The following is a 13,219-nucleotide window of genomic DNA, read 5'->3' on the forward strand; positions in this document are numbered from 1 at the left end:
GCCTTAAATCGCGTAGTGCCGATTTTGTCGAGAGCATCTCGCACCCGGGCGGTCAAGTCCACGTCGCACTCGGCGATGCCTGAACCGGTTCTTTCCGGACCGAGACGGGGCCCCGGCCTGACGTCGGCTCCTCATCTCCACGAACCCTTCGGCCGTCACGGCCGACGAGCAGCCTCGGTATCCGCTGCGATTGCGGTTGCGGCCGAAGGCGCTCACCACGGGGTACGTCGACGGTGCCTGGTGGCCGCGTTCCCCGGACCTCACCGCCGGACTGCCGGCGCTGCTCGCGGTGCCGGCAGTCCGGCTGGGTGAGATCTCGCGGGTGAGCTACAACCTGACCGAGTAGGACACCGCGCCACGCCAAGTCGTCGCGGAGGGCGTTCGGGTGCGGCTCAACGGGTTCTGGTCCAGGCCCGCGCACACCGTGGACGTCGTCGCGGGGGACCGGCGCCGCCTGACCCTGCTCCTCGTCGCCCGGACACCGAACCGCCCGCCGCCCACCACTCCATGATGTGCGCCGCCCAGCGAGAGAACACCGACACCGTCGAGGTCCTGCTCGGCAGCGGCGTGCGCGAGTCCACTGTGGATGCCGTGTGGACCGGCAGTTCCTGCATACCCGCGTGTCGTGCCGCCCTCCGGACTGTCCACAGTGCACTACAACGCCCAGGTCGACGTGCCGGACAGGGTGGAGGACGTGGACGAGACCGTGCAGGAGACGCTGCCCGACGGTCTTCCGGACGACGTGCTGCTGCACGCGCTGCCAGCCGGTACTGCGTGTCCGACGTGCTGGGCGACGAGGCGTGGTCGAGGTTCGGCGTGGGCCGCGACTTCACGCACCTGGCGATCTCGTTCTGCCGTGCCCTCGACATCCCCGCCCGGTACGTCTTCGGCTACCTGCCGGACCTCGACGTGCCGCCCGGCGACGCGCCGCCCGGCGACGCGCCGATGGACTTCGCCGCGTGGATGGAAGCCTGGCTCGGGGACCGCTGGTGGACCTTCGACCCGCGCAACAACGAGCCCCGCAAGGGCCGTGTCGTCATCGGTCGCGGCCGCGACGCCGCCGACGTCGCGATGGTCACCACGTTCGGCGGTCCGGTCCTGGAGTCGATGGTCGTCCAGGCGGAAGAGGACCTGGCTCCGTCGTGGCGCTGAGAAGGACCTGACCCCGGCGGAGTAGGATGAAGCCACCGAGGGCACGTCGTGCAACAGCGATCGAGCTGGTGCCGCCTTGGGCGCGTCAGGAAGCCCGGCCGGGTTTGGCTGGAGGCGGGAGCTGGCGGCGGTTGTCGACCGACCCGGCCATCATCGCGCCGGTGCTGGGTGCCCCCGCCCGGCGCGAGCGCTGACGATCCCGTTCTCCTTCTCCCGCAACGACCATCTTCAGCAACAACCTTCTCCCACAACGACCATCTTCAGCAACGACCATCGGAGTACCCGCATGACCGAGCCGCGGACCGCCACCCTCGACAACGATGTGAGCTGCGAGGTGTGCCCCCACCCGTGGCGTGAGCACGACCAGCTCGGTGCGCGGTACTGCGCCGCGACAACGGCTTCCGCGCTCACCCGCGGCTGCATCTGCCGATGACCGTGAAGACGAACGTGGTGACCGGCGACCGGCTGACGCTGCGCCCCTGGCGCGTCGAGGACGCGCCGGCCGCGCTGGAGGTCTACGGCCGGGCCGAGGTGACCCGCTGGCTCAGCCCGGAGATGGACCAGGTCCCGGACGCGAAAGCGATGAAACTGCTGCTGCAGCAGTGGATCGCCGAAAGCGCCCGGCTCGCGGCCCCGGCGGGCCGGTGGGCGGTCGAGCGCACCGCCGACGGTCAGGTGATCGGCGGCGCGCTCCTGCTCCCGCTGCCGCCCGGCCAGGAGGATCTGGAGGTCGGCTGTCAGCTGCGGCCTGACGTGTGGGGCCACGGCTATGCCACTGAGACGATCCACGCCCTCGCCGCGTGGGCGTTCAGCCACGACGTGTACGAGGTGTTCGCCGTCGTCCGGCCGGGCAACACGCGCGCCTCGTCCGCCGTGCGGAACAACGGCATGCACTGGGTCGGTGAGACCGGGAAGTACTTCGGTCTCGATCTGCAGGTGTTCCGTCTTCGCGTGGCGGACCTCGACGCGGCCGCGCCCACGTCGGCTGGACCGCCCGGCCGCGACTGACCGGCACCGGCCGGCGGCGTGTTCAGCGGTTCGACGACGGGAAGTTGCCGTCCGGGCTGCCGAGCGCGATGAGCTCCGTGTACTGGTCCTGCCACGACCGCTCGGTCGCGAGCAGGTCGGCGAGCCGTTGCACCCAGGTCTCGTCGACTGTCCTCGGTGCGCCGGTCGCCAGGTGGCGGGCGGTCTCCTCGCGTGCCTTGAGCCATTCGGACAGGGTGGGCTCCAGGGTGGGGCCGGCTTGGTTCTCGGACATGAGCCCCGACATTAGCGTGGTTCACCCCACGACTTCGCCCCACGACCGGGTCCGGTCGGCTACTGTGACACATGTTGGGGTTTAGTCGACGGCATCCGGCCGGCGCGGTCCCCGATCCCGTCCGGTCCGGTGGTTTCCGGCCGGAGACAGGAGCACCGGCTTGTCGCCGGATCGCCAGTTCCCCTTTTCTTCTCCGCCCGGCGTTGCGCACCACGATGAGCTGATGCCCTCGTGATGGCCCCACCCAGGTCCGGCGCCGCACTCGACTTCGCCGAGGCACGACTGTCCGCGGAACGAGCGGAGTCCCTCCACCAGCGCCAGGCCGCGAGGCGAGTGGCGGAGAACGCCCACGACGCGGGCGACTGCCGTGAGCTGCTGTCCATGCTCGGACTGGCGGACCTGCCGCCGGGCTCCTGGACCGCGCCGGCACGACTCACCACCCCGACTTCCCCGGACGCGTTCCGGCCCGCTGAAGGAGCACGTGCATGAACCGAGGCACCGTCAAGTGGTTCAACGGCAGCAAGGGCTTCGGCTTCATCGCGTCCGAGGCCGGTGGGCCTGACCTGTTCATGCACCAGTCCGACGTGCAGGACTACGCCCACCGGGGCATCCCGGACAACCAGCCCGTGGAGTTCGAGATCGGTCAGGGCGACAAGGGGCCGCGCGCGGTGGCCGTGCGGGTTCTCTAGCCAGGACGGTGACCGGGCGGCCGGTGAACAACCATCCGTCCGTGTGGATTTCGTGACGTAGCCGGTGTCGGTCTCCGACGCCGGCTTCGCTGCTGCCGGTGGCCGATCGGATCGGCGAAATCCGGGGGAGTAGCGTCAGTCGTGCGCGCACTGCCGACGATTCGGTGCGCGCAGGGCGGAGATCACCGTGATCGACAACGGAGAACGCGCTCAGCTCCACGTCCTGGACGTCCGGCTGGACCGGAACACCGACGTGGGCGCGGTACGCCGCCAGGTGGAGGAAGCTCTCACCGACCTCGGCGGCGACCACCTGTGCGACGTTCTGCTCGTGGTGTCGGAGCTGGTGAGGAACGTGCTCGACCACACCGCCGGTCCCGGACGGCTGCGCCTCGCGCGCGCCCGGAACCCGTGCCAGGTCGTGGTCGAGGTGGACGACTCGTCGTCCCTGGACCCCGTGCGCGGTGCGTCGAGGCTCGGTGAGAGCCGCGGCCGGGGCGTCATGATGGTCGAGGACATGGCCCACCGCTGGGGCACGAAGCCCTGGCCCGGTGGCAAGACGGTGTTCGCGCTGCTGCGGTGCGGAGGCGTGCGCATGGCAGCGAACGCCTGCCCCTGCACACCGTGACGACGCGCTGACCTGGGGCGACCCGGTCCGGAGACGTCCGCCGCCCGAGCGGGCGCAGGCGTTCGTATCGCGCGATGGCCCGAACCTCTGACAGAGTGGGCCGGTGATGGAGCGTCCTCGGCTTCGACGTCCTCGGGCACGGCCGACCGCCGTGGACCGGGGTTCCGCGGCGCGGTGCCTGGCCTGCCCGTCAACCGCCTGCGACGGCCGCCGGGCGGAGCGGACGACGGGAGGTGCCGCGGATGCCCTTCAGCGCTGAGGAATGGACGCGTGGCAGAGAACGGATCGCCGACGACGTCGACCAGTCGCTCGTCTCCGTGGCCCCACCGGAGCGTGACCACGGGCCGTTGATGGGACCGCTGGCGGAGCAGTTCGCCGTGCTGACCTGCTCCCTGCTCGGCGCGGCCACGACGGGCGAGGTGCTGCAGCGCGTGGTGCGCGCCGCGGTGCTGGTCGTGCCGGGTGCGGATCTGGTCAGCATCACCCTGCGCTCCGCCGACGGACGGTTTCACACGCCGGTCGAGACGGATCCGGTGGCGGTCGAGCTCGACCGGTTGCAGTACGGCCTGCGCGAAGGACCCTGCCTGGACGCCGCGGATCCGGACGGGCCCGACTTCGTGGTCGCCGCGGATCTGGCGATGGCCCGGTCCTGGCCCCGTTTCGGGCCTGCCGCGGCCGAGCGGGGCATGGGCGCCCTGCTGTCCACCGCGTTGCTGCCCGGCGTCCGGCCGCCGCGGTTGTCCGGGGCTCTGAACATCTACTCGCGCGAGCGGCACGGCCTCGGCGAGAGGGACCAGGCGGCGGCGTTGCTGCTGGCCACCCACGCCTCGCTGGCCCTGGCGCACACCGAGGCGGTCGACCGCGCCGCGCTGCAGGCCCAGCAGTTGCGCCGTGCGATCGACTCCCGTGACGTGATCGGCCAGGCCAAGGGCATCCTCATGGCGCGTCGCGGGCTGACCGCGGACGAGGCGTTCGACGTGCTGCGCCGGACATCGCAGGACCTCAACGTGAAGCTCGTCGAGATCGCGGAGTCGATCACGAGCAGACGGGCTGCCGACGGCCTGCCGACGACCTCGACCCGCGCCACGGGTGAGGTGCGCGGGTTCTGACGGGTTCGTAGGCTGAACCGGAGTGGCGTGATCGCGTCCCACGACCGCGGCAAGAGGACGACTGGTGGACGACCAACGCCGAGACCGGCTCACGCGGCTGGTGGCCGAATGCGGGACGGAGCCGGACCGGTCCGCGTTGGGGCGTGCCCTGTGCGCCGCGTTCCTCCACGTCCTGCCCGGTGCGGACGGCGCCGCGCTGGTGCTGCACGGCAGTGGCTGGGCCCAGGAGCTCGTCGGTGCCAGCGACACGTGGTCGGCGCGCTTGACCGAGGCGCAGTACACCCTGGGCGAGGGACCCGGTGCGGAGGCCGCCGGCACCGGGCAGCAGGTGCTGGCCGGAGACCTGTCCTCCGAAGCGGTCCGCTGGCCCGCGTTCGCGTCAGCCGCTGAGGCGGACGGGCTGTCGTCGGTGTTCGTCTTCCCGTTGCGCGTCGGCGCCATCGTGCTGGGAACGGTGGCGCTGTACGGCAGGCGCGCGCACCACCTCTCCGGCGAGGCCGTGGCCGACGCCGCGCTGCTGGCCGACCTGGTCACGCATGCCCTTCTGGCGCAGAACGAGCGGGCCGGTGACGAGGAACAGCTGCGCATGGACGTCTCGTACCACGAGGTGAACATGGCGACGGGAATGCTGGCCGCCCAGCTGAGGGTCAGCCTCGAGGACGCCTTCCTGAGGCTGCGCGCCCACTCCTTCGCGGCCGGGAGGTCCGTGCTGGACGTGGCGAAGGACGTGCTGGCCAGGCGGATCCCACTCGACCAGCTCGTCGACTGACCGCCGCGCGTCCGGTGGGTCGTCGCGTGCCACCGGCCACGCGACCGCCGACTTCGAGGACGGGTGGTGGACGGGCAACGCCGGGACCGGCTCGCGCGGATCGTCCAGGAGTGCGCGACCACTCCCCGACGCGTGGTTCTGGCACAGGCGTTGCGCGTCGACGTTCTGTCTGGTGTGGACACTGCGGTTCCGGCCTTGCGGGCCGTTCGGTGCCGGACGTGGCACGCGACCTGTTCGAGCGCCGCTTTCCACTCGACAGGTTCAAGGACTGACCGGATGCCGCGCACCGCACCACCCCGGGTCGTATGCTGCGGATGTGCCCCAGGTCCAGGACCAGATCGCCGTGACGTTGAGCGAGCTCACCGCCAGCCTGGTCGACGGTCACGACGCGGACTCGGTGCTGCGCCTGGTGACCAGCGCGTGCGAGCGCCTGCTCGGGGCCGAGGCCATCGGGGTGGTGCTGACCGATCCGCGTGGCGGTCTCAGCGTCATGGCGGCGTCGGACGAGCGGACGCGCTTCCTGGAGCTCCTGCAGCAGCAGAACGACGAGGGTCCCTGCGTGGAGTGCGTCCACACCGGCGTCCCGGTCGACTGCCCGGACCTGGAGGCGGACCCCCGCTGGCCGTCGTTCCGCCCGGCGGCGCTGAACGCCGGTTTCCGCGCGATCCACGCCGTTCCGCTGCGCCTGGGAGGTCGCGGGGTCGGCGCGGTCAACCTGTTCTTCGCGGACCGCACCGAGTGGGAGCCGTGGAAGCAGCGGCTCAGCCAGGTGCTGGCCGACCTGGGGGTGGTGGGGCTGTCGCAGGACCGCGACCCGGCACGCACGCACCGGCTGGTCACGCAGACCCTGACGACGCTGAACGACCGCGTGCTGCTGGCTCACGCCGTCGGCATGGTGGCCGGTGCGCTCGACCTCGGCACGGACGAGGCCCGTGCGCTGATCGCCTCGTACGTGAGGCTCGCCGGCAGCACCACGAAGACGGTGGCGCAGGGACTGACCAGCGGGGAGCTGGCCGCGGAAGAGCTGCTGAAGGCCTAGTGCCGCGCAGCGCCCGTTCGACCGCCTGGCGACGTTCCGGGCTACACCACTAGTCCTCCCAGTCGGGATCGGAGCACCGCTCGGCCGCGGCGTCGACGACGGCGTTCACCCGCGCCACCTCGGCCTCCCGGTCGGCGTCGGTGCGGTGGCCGCAGAACCGCTCCATCACCTGGCCACGGTCGCCTCCACCCTGGGCCAGCACCACGCCGATGGCCTCGTGCAGCGCCGCGCGGCTGGTCACCCCGCTGACGATGCGTCGCGCGGCGACGGCGTCATCGGAACAGCGGTCTCGGGAGGGCATGCCCCCACCCTTCTCCTGATCCGCCACGAAGGCGAGCCGGTACCCCGATCGAAGGCGTCTTGGTCAGCGGGCGTGCGCGGACATGCGCGCCGTGCGTCGGCACCGTCTCTGATGTCAGGAGGAACCCCGTCACTAGACCTCCTCGGGACCGGTGACGGTCAGTGCCAGGCCCGAGTCGGCGACGCTGACGACGACGTGCTGGCCGCCGCGAAGCTCGCCCGAGAGCAGTGCGCGGGACAGCCGCCGGTCGAGCTCCCTGCTGATGGTGCGGCGCAACGGCCGGGCCCCGTACTCGGGGGCGTAGCCGCGGGCCGCGAGCCAGTCGACGGCCTGGTCGTCGACCTCCAGCGTGATGTCCTGCTCCCGCAGCCGTTCGCGGGTGCGGTCGAGCAGCAGAGCGGTGATCTGCCGCAGCTGAGCGGCGTCCAGCCCGCGGAACAGGATGATCTCGTCGAGGCGGTTGAGGAACTCCGGGCGGAAGCACCGGCGGACGGTGGCCATCAGCTGCCCGCGCAGCTGTTCGACCTCGACGCCCGAGGTGGCCGCGGCGAGGAGCTGGTCGGCGCCGATGTTGCTGGTCATGATGATCACGGTGTTGGCGAAGCCGGCGGTGCGCCCCTGGCCGTCGGTGAGCCTGCCCGCGTCGAGCACCTGCAGCAGGGTGTTGAAGACGTCGGTGTGCGCCTTCTCGATCTCGTCCAGCAGCAGGACCGAGTACGGGACGCGCCGGACCGCGCCGGTGAGCTGGCCGGCGTCCTCGTAGCCGACGTACCCCGGCGGCGCGCCGGTCAGCCGTGTGACCGTGTGCTGCTGCGAGAACTCGCTCATGTCGAACCGGATCAGCCTGTCCTGCGACCCGAAGAGCGCCTCCGCCAGCGCTCGTGCGACCTCGGTCTTGCCCACGCCGGTCGGGCCGAGGAACAGGAACGAGCCGATGGGCCGGTTCGGGTGCTTGAGGCCCGCACGACCCTGGCGGACCGCGTCGGCCACGGCCTCCACCGCCTCGTCCTGACCGACGATCCGCTGGTGCAGGTGGTCCTCCAGCTGCAGCAGCCGGTGCCGTTCGGCCTCGGTGAGCTGGGCGACCGGGATGCCCGTGCTGCGGGACACGATCTCGGCGACGTCGTTGGCACCCACCTCGGGCGCGTCGGCCAGCGCGGCGCGGGCGGCCTCCAGGTCGGCGACCGCTCTGCGGAGCTCGTCGTCGAGGAAGGGCACGTCCTCGTCCTGCGCGGTGGCCCTTTCCCGCTTCACCCGGTCCACCCGCTGCTCGAGCGACGCCGGATCCGGTGGCATCGCGGACTTCTCCCGCAACCGGACCCGCGCGCCCGCGCGGTCCACCAGGTCGACCGCCTTGTCCGGCAGGAACCGGTCGGTGACGTACCGGGCTGACAGCTCCACGGCGGCCACGACCGCCTCGTCCGTGATGCGCACCCCGTGGTGCGCCTCGTAGCGGGCGCGCAGGCCGCGCAAAATGGCGATGGCCTCGCCGGCCGACGGCTCGTCGACCGCGATCGGCTGGAACCGCCGCTCGAACGCGGCGTCCTTCGCGACGTGCCGCCGGTAGTCCTCGGCCGTGGTGGCTCCGATGATCTGGAGACGTCCGGTCGTGAGCATCGGCTTGAGGATGTTCGCGGCGTCCATCGGCGCGCCTTCCGCACTACCGGCGCCCACCACGGTGTGCAGCTCGTCGAGGAACAGGACCACCATCCTGTTCGTCGCGGCCACCTCCTCGATGACGCCTTCCAGCCGTTCCTCGAACTCGCCCCGGTACTTCGCCCCGGCCACCATGCCCGCCAGGTCCAGTGAGATCAGCCGCCTGCCGCTCAGCGTCGCCGGCACGTCACCACTCGCGATCCGTGCCGCGATCCCTTCCACGACGGCGGTCTTGCCGACCCCCGGATCCCCGATCAGCACGGGGTTGTTCTTGGTGCGCCGCGACAACACCTCGAGCACCTCGCCGATCACGTCCTCCCGGCCGATGACCGGGTCGAGCAGACCGTCCCGCGCCGCGGCGGTGAGGTCGCGTCCGTAGTGGTCGGTGCGCCTCGTCGCGGACGGGGTCTGCCCCGTCCCGCCGAACAGCTTCCCGACCAGGTCCTCCAGCGAGTTGGACCCGAAGCCGAACAGCCAGTCCTCACCCACGGCCTGCCACCTCCACCCGATCGAGGGAACCCTGTTTCTGATCCTCCCCCCGCACGGCCGGGATGCACAGACCAGGAACTGCTTCGACGTCGCGTCCGGCCTCGACCTCGATGCCGAGGAACGCCGGCGCCGCGAGCGCCGGGCCCGCGCGCCGGCTCGGCGGTGAGCAGGGACGCATAGCCGTGCGATAGACCGTGAAACCTGGATTAGCGCCGGCAGGTCCCGGTGACCGGCCGCAAGCGTCCATTGTGGACAACCGGGGCGAGGTCACCGAACGGCACGTGGCGGACGTGCTCGTCCGGGCCATCGCGGGTGTTATCGACGTCCGGTTCACGGCTGGACGGGTTCACGGCCGGACAGGTTCACGCGGGGAGCTGACTGTCGCGGAGTTCACTTCCCGCGCAGAGGTGCTCCCGCATCGTGCAGGTGGCGCAGGACCTGGCCGTAAGAGTTGCGCAGAGTGGTTTTGCTGTAAGGAATGCCGTGCCGCAGGCAGAAGTCCTCGACCACGGGCTGCGCGTGGCGCAGGTTGGGCCGGGGCATGTGCGGGTAGAGGTGGTGCTCCACCTGGTGGTTGAGCCCGCCGAGAAGCGCGTCGACCCACCGGCCGCCGGTGACGTTGCGGGAGGTCAGCACCTGCTTGTGGAGGTGGTCCAGGCGCTGGCCCTCGCTGATGATCGGCATTCCCTTGTGGTTCGGGGCGAACGAGCACCCCAGGTAGACGCCCATCAGGCTCTGGTGCACGACGATGAACACGACCGCCTTCAAGGGGGACAGCACGACGAACAAGGCCGTCAGGTAGGCCAGCAGCGGCAGGACCTGGAGTGCCGCCTCCCGCCACGGGGCGCGCAGTTCCCTGCGGTACAAGGCGACGAAGCCGGAGAGTCGCAGCACGACCGCCTCGGCGGTCAGCAGCGGGAAGAACAGGAACGCCTGGTACTTGGTGATCCAGCTGTACACGCCGCGCTTCTCCGCTGCCTGGGCGCGGCTGAACGCGAGGGCGTGGATCTCGATGTCGGGGTCGTGGTCCTCGTGGTTGGGGTTGGCGTGGTGGCGGTTGTGCTTGGCGACCCACCACTGGTAGCTGATGCCGGTGAGGCTGCCGTGCAGGTGCCCGACGACGTCGTTGTGGCGGTGGCTGCGGAAGATCTGCCTGTGCCCGGCGTCGTGCCCGATGAACGCCAGCTGCGTCGAGACCACGGCCAGGGCGACCGCGGTGGCGATCTGCCACCAGGAGTCGCCCAGTGCCACGAACATCACGGCGATCCCGCCGAGCAGCACCGCGTTGATGGTCATCCGCAACACGTAGTAGCCGCGCCGGCGGTCCAGCAACCCGGCTGCCTTCAGCTCTTTGGTGAGGCGGGCGAAGTCACTGCCCTGGGGGAGGGGTTTCGAGTCGGTCGAGCTGTCGCGTGTCGCGGTCATACATCTGCTCCAGACAGGTGGTGCGGCTGCGGAGAGCCGTTGTTCGGGTGAACGGCGAATTTCGCAGCGCCTTGGAAAGAATTCCCCCTTCCCGCCGGGGCAAACCGGCCGGACCGGCCGGAGTTCGAGGGTTGGAATCGGGCTGGGCGGGCATCCCGGTGTCAGCGTCGCACCTGAGATTCGGGTGCCGGGAAGGAACGGACCGCCATGGGCACCGACGACAAGATCGACGCCAAGAGCGACCAGCTCAAGGGCAAGGTCAAGGAAGGCGTCGGCGGAGCGACCGACGACCAGGAGCTGCAGTCGGAGGGCAAGGTCGACCAGGCGAAGGGTCACCTGAAGGAGTCGGTCGAGAAGGTCAAGGACGCCTTCAAGAAGGACTGACTCGCGCATCGCTTTCCGCAGGAGCGCACACCGCATGGTGTGCGCTCCTGCGCGTTTGCGGTCAGGAGGCCGTGAGCAGTGCGGTCACCAGAAGCGCCGTGCTCACGACGGCGCCGAGCAGTTCGACAGATATGAGCCTTCGCTGTGCCCAACGGGCGAACGCCGTGTTCACCACCGCGTGCGCCGCCGTGGTGGCCAGCAGCCACCACGGTCCGCCGGCCAGGAGCAGGGTCGCGCCCAGGTGGAACGAGGTGGTCGTGACGCCTCGGACGGCGCCGTGCAGTGGATGGGTGCTCATGTACCCGCCCTGCGACCGCAACCGTTCGGCGGCCTGCTGCCCGATGGGCCAGCTGAACTGCGTCAGCTGGGTGGCGACGGTGAACACGAGCCCCGCCAGCGCCCAGCCGAACCCCGCCCAGAGCGCCGACCCGGTCCCGTGGACGACGACCAGCACGAGCCCGAGGCGCACCACCTCGTCGGTGATCCCCGATGCCGCCGCGAGGATGGTGTCGCGTCTCCTGACCGCGTGCAGCCTGCCTGCCGACGCGAGCACCGGCAGGCTCGCCGCCAGCGCGACCAGCCAGCCCAGCACGCCCAGCAGCGCCGCGCCCGCCTCCGAGATGCCGACGACCACGGCGAGGACGACCGCGACGAGCGCGACAACGCCCGCCGTCAGGGCCGCGCCCGCTCTGATCCTCCCGGTGATCCCGGTCGAGCCGGTGTGGGGACTCTCGTCGTTCCGTGTCTGGTCGATGACCCGACGTTACTCCGCCGCGGAGCCCTGCCGGTGCCCGCCGCTCTCCCGTGGCCGCTGAAGAGGCGTTGGAGGGAGTCGGAGATGCCTGGAGCGAGAGCCAGCGGTGTCAGCGGCACCGCCGGCGTCGACCACCGGTGCCGATCCTCGGTAGACCGGAACGAGCCCACGAGGGCGATCACCTTCGCCGTCATTCGCTGTCCCGCCATTCGGCGAGACGGGCGATGCGGGCGTCCGCCGGAAGCACCTCCGCCAGTTCGCGCGGCAGTGGCAACGGAACCTCGGAAAACACCGGAAAGCGGTGGTACGGCTTGATCATCGGGTGGAAGCGCGCCCGTAGCCCGCGCGACCGGGCCAGTGCGGTCAGCGCGGTGCCGATGCGGTGGGCGGGAACCGCGAACGCCAGGTCGTGTCCGTCCATCGCGGACACTTTCGCCAGCCACTCGTCGAGGAAGGCCTCCACCTGGGGCGCACCATCGGCGGTGTGACCGGTATCAGCAGCTCGGAGTCCACTGTGGAGTGACCGCGGCGGAGGTCGTGCGGCAACCGGGCGACGATTCCGCAGGGCTCAGGTGCCCTGGACCCAGGCGCGGCGACAGCCGACCGAGGAGTTCCTGTGACACGTATCGATCACACCCCGCGGCCCGTCCGGAACGACGTGACCGGTGACCGCCTGACCGTCACAGAGCCGCTGGCCCTGCCCGACGTGGTCGTGGTGGCCCGTGGCTGAGCGATCGGCTCGTCGCGCGCGCTCCACTCACCACCTGGTCGTCGACCTCAGCGACGTGAGCTTCCTCGGCGCGGCCGGTCTCACCGTCCTGGTCCTCGTCAGGGAGGAGGCGCTGCTCGAGCCGTGCCGGCTGTGCGTGGTCGCCCGCACCCGGCTGGTGCGGCTGCCTCTCATGATCACCGGGCTGGTCGACGTGTTCGACGTCCACTCCGATCTCGTTGGCGCGCTGGTGTGCCGGGAGCCAGCAGCGGGACCGCGGCGGGCTGATCCTCGTCAGCCCGCCGATCTGCGGTGACCGGGCTGCAGCTGTTCGGCGAGCGCCTGGTTCTGCCGGATCGCGCGCACCTGGAGGAGGCTGATCGTCGCGACGTTCGCGAACGACTGCGCCAGTGCGGTGGCCTCGGGCCGTAGCGCTCCCGGCGAGGTGCGGAACAGGTTCAGCGTGCCGATGACCTCGTCCCGCAACCGCATCGGCACCGCGTCGACGGCGACGAACCCGAGTCGCGCCGCGGCGGCCTCGAACCGCGGCCACCGCTGGGGTTCCGCACGCAGGTCGGGACACCGCACGCTCTGCCCGGAGTGGAAGCACTCCTCGGAAGGACCGGTCTCGCCCGCGACCAGGAAGTGCTCGAGAGAGCGCAGCAGTTCGCTGGAAGCGGCCATCAGGGTGAGCGCACCCCGTTCGTCCGCCAGCAGGATCCCCGCCGCGTTCACGGCCAGCAGCTCGACACACCGTTCGGTCAGCACGTGCAGGAACTCGATGGTGTCGAACTGCTCGACGAGCGTGTCGGCCAGTTCGACGAAGGTCTGGGCCATTCTGTCCGACATCCGCACTC

Annotated in this window: 19 protein-coding genes; 12 read left to right on the forward strand and 7 right to left on the reverse strand. The window is 70.8% G+C overall.

Translation table 11 applies throughout. The annotated features are described in order from the left end of the window. Window positions 1–190: 190 nt before the first annotated feature. The 4 genes from VM306_RS11895 to VM306_RS11910 all read left to right on the forward strand — a co-directional run bounded on the left by VM306_RS11895 (window position 191) and on the right by VM306_RS11910 (window position 2,160). Complete coding sequence (locus VM306_RS11895) at window positions 191–346, forward strand: DUF5994 family protein (protein ID WP_325514125.1); 156 nt, start codon at window positions 191–193, stop codon at window positions 344–346. A gap of 428 nt (window positions 347–774) precedes the next feature. Further along, a complete protein-coding gene (locus tag VM306_RS11900) occupies window positions 775–1,152 on the forward strand; it encodes a transglutaminase family protein (RefSeq protein ID WP_325514127.1) in 378 nt (125 codons plus the stop codon). Window positions 1,153–1,438: 286 nt separating this feature from the next. Further along, a complete protein-coding gene (locus VM306_RS11905; protein WP_325514129.1) occupies window positions 1,439–1,585 on the forward strand; it encodes an RGCVC family protein in 147 nt (48 codons plus the stop codon). After that, on the forward strand, window positions 1,582–2,160 hold the full coding sequence (locus VM306_RS11910) for a GNAT family N-acetyltransferase (protein WP_325514131.1): 579 nt from the start codon (window positions 1,582–1,584) through the stop codon (window positions 2,158–2,160). The genes VM306_RS11905 and VM306_RS11910 overlap by 4 nt, the downstream gene beginning before the upstream one ends. Before the next feature lie 22 nt (window positions 2,161–2,182). Here the strand turns inward: VM306_RS11910 and VM306_RS11915 are convergent, their stop codons facing one another. Continuing rightward, on the reverse strand, window positions 2,183–2,413 hold the full coding sequence (locus VM306_RS11915) for a hypothetical protein (protein ID WP_325514133.1): 231 nt from the start codon (window positions 2,411–2,413) through the stop codon (window positions 2,183–2,185). 234 nt (window positions 2,414–2,647) lie between these two features. Here VM306_RS11915 and VM306_RS11920 point away from each other — a divergent pair, with 234 nt between their 5' ends. From VM306_RS11920 to VM306_RS11945, 6 genes are all read left to right on the forward strand, one after another. Next, the gene (locus VM306_RS11920) at window positions 2,648–2,902 is read left to right on the forward strand and encodes a hypothetical protein (RefSeq protein ID WP_325514135.1); all 255 of its coding nucleotides are present in this window, start codon (window positions 2,648–2,650) and stop codon (window positions 2,900–2,902) included. Further along, window positions 2,899–3,102 (forward strand): cold shock domain-containing protein, encoded by a 204-nt coding sequence (locus VM306_RS11925; RefSeq protein ID WP_325514137.1) that lies wholly within the window; start codon window positions 2,899–2,901, stop codon window positions 3,100–3,102. Before VM306_RS11920 ends, VM306_RS11925 begins: the two co-directional genes overlap by 4 nt. Window positions 3,103–3,289: 187 nt before the next feature. Further along, window positions 3,290–3,727 carry an ATP-binding protein gene (locus VM306_RS11930; RefSeq protein ID WP_325514139.1) on the forward strand — a complete coding sequence of 146 codons (438 nt, stop codon included), beginning with the start codon at window positions 3,290–3,292 and terminating at the stop codon, window positions 3,725–3,727. 242 nt (window positions 3,728–3,969) lie between these two features. After that, window positions 3,970–4,836 carry an ANTAR domain-containing protein gene (locus VM306_RS11935; RefSeq protein WP_414672363.1) on the forward strand — a complete coding sequence of 289 codons (867 nt, stop codon included), beginning with the start codon at window positions 3,970–3,972 and terminating at the stop codon, window positions 4,834–4,836. 64 nt (window positions 4,837–4,900) lie between these two features. Next, the gene (locus tag VM306_RS11940; RefSeq protein ID WP_325514141.1) at window positions 4,901–5,605 is read left to right on the forward strand and encodes a GAF and ANTAR domain-containing protein; all 705 of its coding nucleotides are present in this window, start codon (window positions 4,901–4,903) and stop codon (window positions 5,603–5,605) included. A 316-nt stretch (window positions 5,606–5,921) separates the two neighbouring features. After that, window positions 5,922–6,644, forward strand: coding sequence for a GAF domain-containing protein (locus VM306_RS11945; RefSeq protein WP_325514143.1), 723 nt, complete (start codon window positions 5,922–5,924; stop codon window positions 6,642–6,644). Between the two features lie 49 nt (window positions 6,645–6,693). Here the strand turns inward: VM306_RS11945 and VM306_RS11950 are convergent, their stop codons facing one another. The 3 genes from VM306_RS11950 to VM306_RS11960 form a co-directional block, all read right to left on the reverse strand. Next, window positions 6,694–6,945 (reverse strand): hypothetical protein, encoded by a 252-nt coding sequence (locus tag VM306_RS11950; RefSeq protein WP_325514146.1) that lies wholly within the window; start codon window positions 6,943–6,945, stop codon window positions 6,694–6,696. Window positions 6,946–7,077: 132 nt separating this feature from the next. Continuing rightward, complete coding sequence (locus tag VM306_RS11955; RefSeq protein WP_325514148.1) at window positions 7,078–9,090, reverse strand: ATP-dependent Clp protease ATP-binding subunit; 2,013 nt, start codon at window positions 9,088–9,090, stop codon at window positions 7,078–7,080. Between the two features lie 390 nt (window positions 9,091–9,480). After that, on the reverse strand, window positions 9,481–10,515 hold the full coding sequence (locus VM306_RS11960) for an acyl-CoA desaturase (RefSeq protein WP_325514150.1): 1,035 nt from the start codon (window positions 10,513–10,515) through the stop codon (window positions 9,481–9,483). Between the two features lie 207 nt (window positions 10,516–10,722). On the opposite strand from VM306_RS11960, the gene VM306_RS11965 reads away from it, so the two are divergent. Then, a complete protein-coding gene (locus tag VM306_RS11965; RefSeq protein ID WP_325514153.1) occupies window positions 10,723–10,899 on the forward strand; it encodes a CsbD family protein in 177 nt (58 codons plus the stop codon). Window positions 10,900–10,960: 61 nt separating this feature from the next. On the opposite strand, the gene VM306_RS11970 is transcribed toward VM306_RS11965, so the two are convergent. After that, the gene (locus VM306_RS11970; RefSeq protein WP_325514156.1) at window positions 10,961–11,533 is read right to left on the reverse strand and encodes a hypothetical protein; all 573 of its coding nucleotides are present in this window, start codon (window positions 11,531–11,533) and stop codon (window positions 10,961–10,963) included. A 310-nt stretch (window positions 11,534–11,843) separates the two neighbouring features. After that, window positions 11,844–12,116 carry a hypothetical protein gene (locus VM306_RS11975; protein ID WP_325514161.1) on the reverse strand — a complete coding sequence of 91 codons (273 nt, stop codon included), beginning with the start codon at window positions 12,114–12,116 and terminating at the stop codon, window positions 11,844–11,846. 259 nt (window positions 12,117–12,375) lie between these two features. Between VM306_RS11975 and VM306_RS11980 the strand changes: the two genes are divergently transcribed. Next, window positions 12,376–12,678: an STAS domain-containing protein gene (locus tag VM306_RS11980; RefSeq protein WP_325514163.1), complete on the forward strand. Its 303-nt coding sequence runs from the start codon at window positions 12,376–12,378 to the stop codon at window positions 12,676–12,678. Here VM306_RS11980 and VM306_RS11985 read toward each other — a convergent pair. Beyond that, entirely contained in the window at window positions 12,657–13,211 is a 555-nt protein-coding gene (locus tag VM306_RS11985) for a GAF domain-containing protein (RefSeq protein ID WP_325514166.1), read from the reverse strand. The two genes, VM306_RS11980 and VM306_RS11985, sit on opposite strands and share 22 nt — an antisense overlap. Between the last annotated feature and the right edge of the window lie 8 nt (window positions 13,212–13,219).

It is taken from the genome of Lentzea sp. (assembly GCF_035525475.1).
Taxonomy (GTDB): domain Bacteria; phylum Actinomycetota; class Actinomycetes; order Mycobacteriales; family Pseudonocardiaceae; genus Lentzea.

Excerpts from the sequence above, each read along its gene's own strand:
- VM306_RS11905 (WP_325514129.1), top strand. The coding sequence starts at position 1,439 with ATGACCGAGCCGCGGACCGCCACCCTCGACAACGATGTGAGCTGCGAG.
- VM306_RS11910 (WP_325514131.1), top strand. The coding sequence starts at position 1,582 with ATGACCGTGAAGACGAACGTGGTGACCGGCGACCGGCTGACGCTGCGC.
- VM306_RS11915 (WP_325514133.1), bottom strand. The coding sequence starts at position 2,413 with ATGTCCGAGAACCAAGCCGGCCCCACCCTGGAGCCCACCCTGTCCGAA.
- VM306_RS11920 (WP_325514135.1), top strand. The coding sequence starts at position 2,648 with ATGGCCCCACCCAGGTCCGGCGCCGCACTCGACTTCGCCGAGGCACGA.
- VM306_RS11925 (WP_325514137.1), top strand. The coding sequence starts at position 2,899 with ATGAACCGAGGCACCGTCAAGTGGTTCAACGGCAGCAAGGGCTTCGGC.
- VM306_RS11935 (WP_414672363.1), top strand. The coding sequence starts at position 3,970 with ATGCCCTTCAGCGCTGAGGAATGGACGCGTGGCAGAGAACGGATCGCC.
- VM306_RS11950 (WP_325514146.1), bottom strand. The coding sequence starts at position 6,945 with ATGCCCTCCCGAGACCGCTGTTCCGATGACGCCGTCGCCGCGCGACGC.
- VM306_RS11960 (WP_325514150.1), bottom strand. The coding sequence starts at position 10,515 with ATGACCGCGACACGCGACAGCTCGACCGACTCGAAACCCCTCCCCCAG.
- VM306_RS11965 (WP_325514153.1), top strand. The coding sequence starts at position 10,723 with ATGGGCACCGACGACAAGATCGACGCCAAGAGCGACCAGCTCAAGGGC.
- VM306_RS11985 (WP_325514166.1), bottom strand. The coding sequence starts at position 13,211 with ATGTCGGACAGAATGGCCCAGACCTTCGTCGAACTGGCCGACACGCTC.